We start from the raw sequence: 8,112 nt of genomic DNA, 5'->3' as shown, positions 1-8,112 counted from the left end.
GCATGCCGGGATCACGCTGCATATCCAGAACATCTACGGCGCCAACAACCATCATATCGCCGAGACCTGTTTCAAGTCCGTCGCCCGCGTGCTCCGCACGGCAACCGAAATCGACCCGCGCCAGGCCGGCCGCGTTCCCTCCACCAAGGGGACCCTTGCCTAAGCGGCCAGTCACTGGCTGAAAAGATGGCTTCTTATCTGATCCTGACCCCGCCCGGTGCGCGTGCCGACGACGAGCGCGCGCGTTTCGTCGCCGACGGTTACTCCTGGTGGGCCTTTCTCTTCCCGGCGCTCTGGCTTCTCGCCAAGCGGCAATGGGTGATCGGAATCGCAGTTGCTGTTCTGCAGATTTCATTAATTTTCCTGTCGAGCCACGAAAACGGCTTCCTGCCGTCACTGCTGGCGCAGCTCGCGCTTCGGCTCGTCGTCGCGCTCGAAGGTCCGGTTCTGGTTGCGCGCAGCCTGATTTCCCGTGACTGGACGCTGCGCTCGATCGTGGCCGCGCCGAACCTTGAGACGGCCGAAGAGATCTACTTCACGAGCGTGGCCCCGGGCGAAAAGAGGCCTGTCCCGCCGTCCCCGGCCGATTGGACCGTGCGCCAGCCCGCAAAGGGCGGCACTGGCCTCGGCCTTTTTGATTCATACGGAGAACGCTGATGCGCGTCGCCATCATCGATTACGGCTCGGGCAACCTGCGCTCGGCCACCAAGGCCTTCGAACGGGCCGCCCGCGAGGCGGGCATTTCCGCCGAGATCGACCTCACCGACAGGCCGGAGCGGGTGGCGAGCGCCGACCGCATCGTGCTTCCGGGTGTCGGCGCCTATGCCGACTGCCGCCGCGGCCTTGCCGCCGTTTCCGGAATGGAGCAGGCGCTGACGGAAGCCGTCGAACAGGCCGGCCGCCCGTTTCTCGGCATCTGTGTCGGCATGCAGCTGATGTCGTCGCGCGGGCTTGAAAAGACCACCACGCACGGCTTCGGCTGGATTCCCGGCGACGTCGTCGAGATGACGCCGACCGACACCACGCTGAAGATCCCGCAGATCGGCTGGAACACGCTGACGCTCAAGCGCGCACACCCGCTGTTTGACGGCATCCGGGTTGGCGACAGCGGCCTGCATGCCTATTTCGTGCATTCCTACCATCTGGCGGCCGAAAACGCCGGCGACGTGGTTGCGGAGGCCGACTATGGCGGTCCTGTCACCGCCTTCGTTGCCAATGGCAACAAGGCCGGCTCGCAGTTCCACCCGGAAAAGAGCCAGGCGCTCGGCCTTGCCCTCATCTCGAATTTCCTGCGCTGGAAGCCCTGAGCTTTCGCCCGACTGATTGGACAGACCCATGATCCTTTTCCCCGCGATCGACCTGAAGGACGGGCAATGCGTGCGCCTGAAGCTTGGCGACATGGACCAGGCGACGGTTTACAATCCCGACCCGGCAGCCCAGGCCCGCGCCTTTGAAGACCAGGGCTTCGAGTGGCTGCACGTGGTCGACCTCAACGGCGCCTTCGCCGGCGAGACGGTCAACGGCGCCGCCGTCGACGCCATCCTCAAGGCGACGAAGAATCCGGTGCAACTCGGCGGCGGCATTCGCACGCTCGATCATATCGAAAACTGGCTGTCGCGCGGGCTTGCCCGCGTCATTCTCGGCACGGTCGCGGTGCGCGATCCGGCGCTCGTCATCGAGGCCTGCGCCAAGTTCCCGGGCAAGGTCGCCGTCGGCATCGACGCCAAGGGCGGCAAGGTTGCCGTCGAAGGCTGGGCCGAAGCGTCCGAGCTCGGCGTGATCGAACTTGCCAGGAAATTCGAAGGCGCCGGCGTGTCGGCGATCATCTATACCGACATCGACCGCGACGGCATCCTGACCGGCATCAACTGGGCATCGACCCTGGAACTGGCAGACGCGGTCTCCATTCCGGTGATCGCTTCCGGCGGCCTCGCCTCGATGGACGATATCCGCCGCATGGTCGAGCCGGACGCAAGGAAGCTCGAAGGCGCCATTTCCGGCCGCGCGCTTTATGACGGCCGTATCGACCCCAAGGAAGCGCTGGATCTGATCCGCGCCGCGAGAAAGGCCTGACCATGTCGCTCAAAGCCCGTGTCATTCCCTGCCTCGACGTCAAGGACGGCCGTGTGGTCAAGGGTGTCAACTTCGTCGACCTGATCGACGCCGGTGATCCGGTGGAAGCAGCGCGCGCCTATGATGCCGCCGGCGCCGACGAGCTCTGCTTCCTCGACATCACCGCCTCCTCGGACAATCGCGAGACGATCTTCGACGTCATCGCCCGCACCGCCGAACAGTGCTTCATGCCGCTGACGGTCGGCGGCGGCGTGCGCCAGGTTTCCGACATCCGCAAGCTGTTGCTCGCGGGCGCCGACAAGGTGTCGATCAACACGGCTGCGGTAAAGAACCCGGACTTCGTGGCCGAAGCCGCCGACAAGTTCGGCAACCAGTGCATCGTCGTCGCGATCGACGCCAAGAGAGTTTCAAAGGACGGCGAAACGGACCGCTGGGAGATCTTCACCCATGGCGGTCGCCAGCCGACCGGCATCGATGCGATCGAGTTTGCCCGCCGCGTCGTCGATCTCGGCGCCGGCGAAATCCTTCTGACCTCGATGGATCGCGACGGCACGAAGAGCGGTTATGACATCGCGCTGACGCGTGCGGTCGCCGATGCGGTTCGCGCGCCGGTCATTGCATCGGGCGGCGTCGGCACGCTCGACCACATGGTCGCCGGCATCAAGGACGGTCATGCGACCGCGGTTCTTGCTGCCTCCATCTTCCACTTCGGCACCTATAGCATTGGCGAAACCAAGCGCTATATGGCAGAGCATGGCATTGCCATGCGCCTCGACTAAGCCTCAGGAACTCCCATGGGCGACTTTACACTTTCCGATCTCGAGGCCATCGTCGCGACACGCGCAAAGGCGGCTCCGGACGAATCCTGGACGGCAAAACTCGTGGCGGGCGGCCAGCCGAAGGCGGCCAAGAAGCTCGGTGAAGAGGCGGTCGAGACAGTGATCGCTGCCATCAGCAACGACCGGGCGAATCTCGTCGCCGAGAGCGCCGATCTCCTTTATCATCTGATGGTCGTATTGAAGGTCGCAGACGTTCCGTTGCAGGATGTGCTCAACGAACTTCAGCGGCGGACCAACCAATCCGGCCTGCAGGAAAAGGCAAATCGGCAGACCCCATGACGATCGCGGCGAAAGACATCGAAGCAGCCGACCTTCCCGACAACCTCCAGAAGCGGGACTATTCGCCCTATCATTTCTTCACCGCCGAGGAATGGTCGCGCTTCCGTGCCGACACCCCGATGACGCTGACGGCCGACGAGGTGCAGCGGCTGCGCTCGCTGAACGACCCGGTGGATCTTCGCGAGGTCCGGCAGATCTACCTGTCGCTGTCGCGCCTGCTCTCGACCCATGTGGAATCGTCGCAGATGCTCTTCGAGCAGCGCAAGCGCTTCCTCACGATGTCGGAGACAAAGACGCCCTTCGTCATCGGCATTGCCGGATCGGTCGCCGTCGGCAAATCGACGACAGCACGTATTCTCGCACAACTCCTGTCGCGCTGGCCGTCGAGCCCGAAGGTCGATCTGGTGACGACGGATGGCTTTCTCTATCCGAACGCCGTGCTCCAGCGCGAAAACATGATGGACCGCAAGGGCTTCCCGGAAAGCTACGACGTCGGCGCGCTGCTGCGCTTCCTGTCGGCGATCAAGGCGGGCCAGCCGAACGTCAAGGCGCCGAGCTATTCGCACCTGACCTATGACGTGCTGCCGGACCAGTTCACCGTCATCGACCGGCCCGACATCCTGATCTTCGAAGGCATCAACGTGCTTCAGTCGCGCAACCTGCCCGCCGACGGCAAGATCGTGCCGATGGTCTCGGACTTCTTCGACTTCTCGATCTACATCGATGCCGAGGAAAGCCTGATCCACAGCTGGTACGTCAACCGCTTCATGCGGCTGCGCGAAACCGCCTTCAAGAACCCGGAATCCTACTTCCATCGTTATGCGACGATCAGCGAAGACGCCGCCCGCGCCATCGCCGAGGGCCTCTGGCACAACATCAATCTCAAGAACCTGCACCAGAACATCCTGCCGACGCGCCCGCGCGCCGACCTGATCCTGCAGAAAGGCCCGAACCATCTGACGGAAAAGGTGGCTCTCAGAAAGCTCTGAGCGGTCGGCCCAGAGCAATTGCAGGAAGAGCAATCTCAGAAAAAGTGAGAAGCGGTTTCCGTCCGAGGTTGCGCCGCTTCAGAGAGTTGCTCATGGATTGACGCGGCGGAGCGTCAGGTTGACTCGACCGCCGTTCTTCAGCAGCGTCGACGTATTGGGGTAAATCCGGTCGACGCCATGGAAGGCGAGCCGTCCCTCCCCGCCCAGGACGACGACATCACCGCTTTCGAGCCTGAACGACATAGTCTGCCCGCCGCGGGTGTTGCCGCCGACGCGAAACAGGCAGCTGTCGCCAAGCGAGATCGACACGACCGCCGTCTCCAGATCGCGCTCGTCGCGGTCCTGGTGCAGGCCCATGCGCGCCTCTTCGGAATAGAAGTTCACCAGACAGGCTTCCGGCGCTTTTTGGCTGGCGGAGACTGCGCTCCAGATCTCAAGCAGCGGATCCGGCATGGCCGGCCATGGGCGCCCGGTCACCGGATGTTGAGCCTGGTAACGATAGCCGCGATCCCGGTCCGTGACCCAGCCGAGCGATCCACAATTGGTCATGCGAACCGACATCGGTTTGCCTGTCTTCGGCATTTCCGGCACGAACAGCGGCGCTTCGGCAACGACCGAACGGATCGTCTCGACGAGATGTTCCTGGGCGGCGCGATCAAGATAGCCCGGAATATGTCTGACCCCTTTCGGGAGCACCTGCATTGAAAGCCCCTATTGCTGCAGGCCAAAAAGTGCCGCTGGCACGCCATAGCGCAGCGGCCAGCCCGCATAGGCCACATCCGTCGGCCCAACGACATGATCGACGAGGTTCCAGCGTCCATTGTGGAAGCTGACCAGCGCGAACACCGTCAGACCATCCATCATGTCGGCCTCGTCGCGCAACCCGGTTTGCGCAAGGTCGATCGTCCCGCCTCCCGGTCGCTGCGGCTCGACCTGCATGAACGCCCAATTCGGGACGACACGCATGATGGTTACGACAAATTCGACCGGCCCGCGCATTTCGGCCTCGACCGCCGGACGGATGGCGTCGAGGATGGCAGCACGTTCGACGCTGCCCTTCGCCGGCTCACGGAACGGTTCAGCGGAAGCAGCGCCGGCAAGGCAGAGCCCCACCAGCGCGGTGAAAACAAACCGCATGACGGACACGCTCAGGCCGCGTCGAGATCCGGAATGCGCAGAACCTGGCCGGGATAGATCTTGTCCGGATGCGTCAGCATCGGCTTGTTGGCCTCGAAGATGGCCGTGTTCTTGGCGCCCTTGCCCTTGCCATATTGCGCTTCGGCGATCTTCCAGAGGTTGTCGCCCTTCTTGACGGTGTAGAACACCGGCGCCTTGGCGGGGGCCGGTGCAGCACCCGCGTCGGCGACCTTGAGCTCAGAGGCTTCGACCGCAGAGACGCCGAGCGTGTTGCCGACAGCGACGACCGCCTTTTCGAAGGCGCTCTGGTCCTTCACGACGCCCTTCAGCACGACCTTGTCGCCGGCCATTTCGACCTGCACGTCCTTGGTGCCGAGATCGTGGGATGCCAGCTCCTTCTGCACGCTTTCCGCATCCGGTGCGTCGTCGTCGCCGCCGATGCCAAGCTTCTTGCCGGCGTTCTTGATAAAACTGAAAAGGCCCATGAACATCTCCTTTTACGAAATCACTGATCGATAAGAGAGGGCACGACCGCTCAAAGGCAAGGGAGCGGCCAAAAGAATCAATCGCCTCCGGGGCGGCCCCTCAGCTTCTTGATTTCACCGCGCCCGGACTTCTCCTTGAGGCGGCGTTCGACCGACCCGCGCGTCGGCTTGGTCTTCTTGCGCGGCGGCGGTGGCGGTTCGGCGGCCTTCAGGATCAGCTCCTTCAAGCGCTCGCGCGCGTCCTCACGGTTGCGCTCCTGGCTGCGAAAGCGGCTTGCCTCGATCATCAGCACGCCCTCTTTCGAGGCGCGACGGCCAGCAATCTTCAGGGCGTTGGACTTGATGCGGTCCGAAAGTGCGGGCGAGGCCAGAACGTTGAAGAACAGCTGGACCGCCGTCGAGACCTTGTTGACGTTCTGCCCGCCCGGCCCGCCCGCCAGCACGAACTGCTCCGACAGTTCCCAGCCGGCAATGACGATGCTGTCGTTGATGTAAAGCGGGTCGCTGGCCATAGTTCACCTCGACGCGATCTATGGCACAGAGCGAACCTCTTGCAAACACTTGAGCAAGAAACGAAAAACCCGGCCTCAAGGGCCGGGATTCACGTGAATCATAGCCGACGATGCTTATTCAGCGGCGAGCTGTGTGCCCGGCGCTGCGTCGCGGACGCTGCCATCCACATGCTCTTCGAACTTGGCAAAGTTGGTGATGAACATGTCGACGAGGCGATTGGCCTGCGCGTCGTAGGCCGAGCTATCGGCCCAGGTCGAGCGCGGATCAAGGATGCCGTCGTCGACACCCGGAACCGAGACCGGAACCGCAAAGCCGAAGTTGGCGTCGGTGCGCAGTTCGGCCGCGTTCAGCGATCCGTCAAGGGCAGCGGCGAGCAGAGCACGCGTTACCTTGATCGGCATGCGGCTGCCGGTGCCGTAGGCGCCGCCGGTCCAGCCGGTGTTGACCAGCCAGCAGGTGACGCCGTTCTTGGCGATCAGGTCCTTCAACAGGTTGCCGTATTCGGACGGGTGACGCGGCATGAACGGTGCGCCGAAGCAGGTCGAGAACGTGGCTTCCGGCTCGGTGACGCCCTTTTCCGTGCCGGCGACCTTGGCGGTGTAGCCGGAGAGGAAGTGGTACATCGCCTGTTCCGGCGTCAGCTTGGCGATCGGCGGCATCACGCCGAAGGCATCGGCCGTCAGCATGATGATCGTCCGCGGCTGCGGTGCCGTGCCGGTGGCGCTGGCGTTCGGGATGAAGTCGAGCGGATAGGCGCAACGGGTGTTTTCGGTCAGCGAACCGTCATCGAAATCCGGAACACGGCGCTCGTCGAGCACGACGTTTTCCATGACGGTACCGAAGCGGCGGGTCGTCGCGTAGATTTCCGGCTCGGCGGCTTCCGACAGGCGGATCGCCTTGGCGTAGCAGCCGCCCTCGAAGTTGAAGACGCCGTCCTCGCCCCAGCCGTGCTCGTCATCGCCGATCAGCGTGCGGGTCGGGTCGGCGGAAAGCGTCGTCTTGCCGGTGCCGGACAGGCCGAAGAAGATCGCGGTGTCGCCTTGCGGGCCGACATTGGCCGAGCAGTGCATCGGCATGACGCCCTTCTTCGGCAGCAGGTAGTTGAGAACGGTGAAGACCGACTTCTTCATTTCGCCGGCATAGGACGTGCCGCCGATCAGGATCAGGCCGTTGGTGAAGTCGCAGGCAATTACCGTCTCGGTGCGGCAGCCATAGCGCTCCGGGTCGGCCTTGAAGCTCGGCAGATCGATGATCGTCAGCTTCGGCAGGAAGGAGCCGAGCGCCTCGCGGGCCGGGCGGATCAGCAGGTTGCGGATGAACAGCGAGTGCCAGGCATATTCGGTGACGACGCGGGTCGGAAGCGCGTTGTCGGCATCGGCGCCGCCGACGAGGTCCTGGACGTAAAGCGACATGCCCTTGGCATGCTCGAGCATGTCCTTCCGCAGCAGAGCGAAATGCTCCGGCGACATCGGCTTGTTGTTGTCCCACCAGATCTGGTCGTCGGTGTTCGCATCGCGGACGACAAACTTGTCCTTCGGCGAGCGGCCGGTGTGCTGGCCGGTACGGGCAACCAGTGCGCCGTGTGCGGTCAGCTGAGCCTCGCCACGGCGAAGGGCTTCTTCATAAAGCTCCGGGGCTTCGAAGTTGAACCGGACCGTTTCCAGGTCGGTAAAGCCGAGTTTTTCCAAGCCGTTCGCCAGATTGCGAGTGCCGAGTTGCTCCATGGTCAAGCTTCCTTCGTGTTTGGCCATTGGCGTTGAATTTCGCCGGACCTTACTTGCATGCTCGCTCAAAAAC

11 protein-coding genes and 1 pseudogene are annotated in these 8,112 nt (G+C 63.3%); 7 read left to right on the top strand and 5 right to left on the bottom strand.

Annotated features, from left to right (window positions below; translation table 11 throughout):
- The 7 genes and pseudogenes from VGO12_RS02415 to coaA all read left to right on the top strand — a co-directional run.
- Positions 1-163: pseudogene (locus tag VGO12_RS02415) on the top strand (imidazoleglycerol-phosphate dehydratase); the annotation flags it as partial.
- A 23-nt stretch (positions 164-186) separates the two neighbouring features.
- Positions 187-657 carry a DUF2628 domain-containing protein gene (locus VGO12_RS02410; protein ID WP_327511153.1) on the top strand — a complete coding sequence of 157 codons (471 nt, stop codon included), beginning with the start codon at positions 187-189 and terminating at the stop codon, positions 655-657.
- The gene (hisH, locus tag VGO12_RS02405) at positions 657-1,307 is read left to right on the top strand and encodes an imidazole glycerol phosphate synthase subunit HisH (protein ID WP_327511152.1); all 651 of its coding nucleotides are present in this window, start codon (positions 657-659) and stop codon (positions 1,305-1,307) included. Before VGO12_RS02410 ends, hisH begins: the two co-directional genes overlap by 1 nt.
- Before the next feature lie 28 nt (positions 1,308-1,335).
- On the top strand, positions 1,336-2,073 hold the full coding sequence (gene hisA, locus VGO12_RS02400) for a 1-(5-phosphoribosyl)-5-[(5-phosphoribosylamino)methylideneamino]imidazole-4-carboxamide isomerase (RefSeq protein WP_327511151.1): 738 nt from the start codon (positions 1,336-1,338) through the stop codon (positions 2,071-2,073).
- Between the two features lie 2 nt (positions 2,074-2,075).
- Complete coding sequence (gene hisF / locus VGO12_RS02395; RefSeq protein ID WP_327511150.1) at positions 2,076-2,852, top strand: imidazole glycerol phosphate synthase subunit HisF; 777 nt, start codon at positions 2,076-2,078, stop codon at positions 2,850-2,852.
- Between the two features lie 15 nt (positions 2,853-2,867).
- The gene (locus tag VGO12_RS02390; RefSeq protein WP_327511149.1) at positions 2,868-3,191 is read left to right on the top strand and encodes a phosphoribosyl-ATP diphosphatase; all 324 of its coding nucleotides are present in this window, start codon (positions 2,868-2,870) and stop codon (positions 3,189-3,191) included.
- Entirely contained in the window at positions 3,188-4,180 is a 993-nt protein-coding gene (gene coaA / locus VGO12_RS02385) for a type I pantothenate kinase (RefSeq protein ID WP_327511148.1), read from the top strand. The genes VGO12_RS02390 and coaA overlap by 4 nt, the downstream gene beginning before the upstream one ends.
- Before the next feature lie 90 nt (positions 4,181-4,270).
- Here coaA and VGO12_RS02380 read toward each other — a convergent pair whose 3' ends face one another.
- The 5 genes from VGO12_RS02380 to VGO12_RS02360 form a co-directional block, all read right to left on the bottom strand.
- A complete protein-coding gene (locus VGO12_RS02380; RefSeq protein WP_327511147.1) occupies positions 4,271-4,882 on the bottom strand; it encodes an alpha-ketoglutarate-dependent dioxygenase AlkB in 612 nt (203 codons plus the stop codon).
- Positions 4,883-4,891: 9 nt separating this feature from the next.
- On the bottom strand, positions 4,892-5,317 hold the full coding sequence (locus VGO12_RS02375) for a hypothetical protein (protein WP_327511146.1): 426 nt from the start codon (positions 5,315-5,317) through the stop codon (positions 4,892-4,894).
- 11 nt (positions 5,318-5,328) lie between these two features.
- Positions 5,329-5,802: a peptidoglycan-binding protein LysM gene (lysM, locus tag VGO12_RS02370; RefSeq protein WP_327495162.1), complete on the bottom strand. Its 474-nt coding sequence runs from the start codon at positions 5,800-5,802 to the stop codon at positions 5,329-5,331.
- 77 nt (positions 5,803-5,879) lie between these two features.
- A complete protein-coding gene (arfB, locus tag VGO12_RS02365) occupies positions 5,880-6,314 on the bottom strand; it encodes an alternative ribosome rescue aminoacyl-tRNA hydrolase ArfB (protein WP_327511145.1) in 435 nt (144 codons plus the stop codon).
- A 114-nt stretch (positions 6,315-6,428) separates the two neighbouring features.
- Positions 6,429-8,039, bottom strand: a complete 1,611-nt coding sequence (locus VGO12_RS02360; protein WP_327511144.1) for a phosphoenolpyruvate carboxykinase — start codon at positions 8,037-8,039, stop codon at positions 6,429-6,431.
- Positions 8,040-8,112: the final 73 nt, after the last annotated feature.

It is taken from the genome of Ensifer sp. (genome assembly GCF_035999135.1).
Lineage (GTDB): Bacteria > Pseudomonadota > Alphaproteobacteria > Rhizobiales > Rhizobiaceae > Ensifer.
Note: the sequence above shows the minus strand (reverse complement) of the source record. Positions and strands in the feature narration are given on the sequence as shown.

Coding starts and splice junctions, on each gene's coding strand:
- VGO12_RS02410 (WP_327511153.1), top strand. CDS start 187: ATGGCTTCTTATCTGATCCTGACCCCGCCCGGTGCGCGTGCCGACGAC.
- hisH (WP_327511152.1), top strand. CDS start 657: ATGCGCGTCGCCATCATCGATTACGGCTCGGGCAACCTGCGCTCGGCC.
- hisA (WP_327511151.1), top strand. CDS start 1,336: ATGATCCTTTTCCCCGCGATCGACCTGAAGGACGGGCAATGCGTGCGC.
- hisF (WP_327511150.1), top strand. CDS start 2,076: ATGTCGCTCAAAGCCCGTGTCATTCCCTGCCTCGACGTCAAGGACGGC.
- VGO12_RS02390 (WP_327511149.1), top strand. CDS start 2,868: ATGGGCGACTTTACACTTTCCGATCTCGAGGCCATCGTCGCGACACGC.
- coaA (WP_327511148.1), top strand. CDS start 3,188: ATGACGATCGCGGCGAAAGACATCGAAGCAGCCGACCTTCCCGACAAC.
- VGO12_RS02380 (WP_327511147.1), bottom strand. CDS start 4,882: ATGCAGGTGCTCCCGAAAGGGGTCAGACATATTCCGGGCTATCTTGAT.
- VGO12_RS02375 (WP_327511146.1), bottom strand. CDS start 5,317: ATGCGGTTTGTTTTCACCGCGCTGGTGGGGCTCTGCCTTGCCGGCGCT.
- lysM (WP_327495162.1), bottom strand. CDS start 5,802: ATGGGCCTTTTCAGTTTTATCAAGAACGCCGGCAAGAAGCTTGGCATC.
- arfB (WP_327511145.1), bottom strand. CDS start 6,314: ATGGCCAGCGACCCGCTTTACATCAACGACAGCATCGTCATTGCCGGC.
- VGO12_RS02360 (WP_327511144.1), bottom strand. CDS start 8,039: ATGGAGCAACTCGGCACTCGCAATCTGGCGAACGGCTTGGAAAAACTC.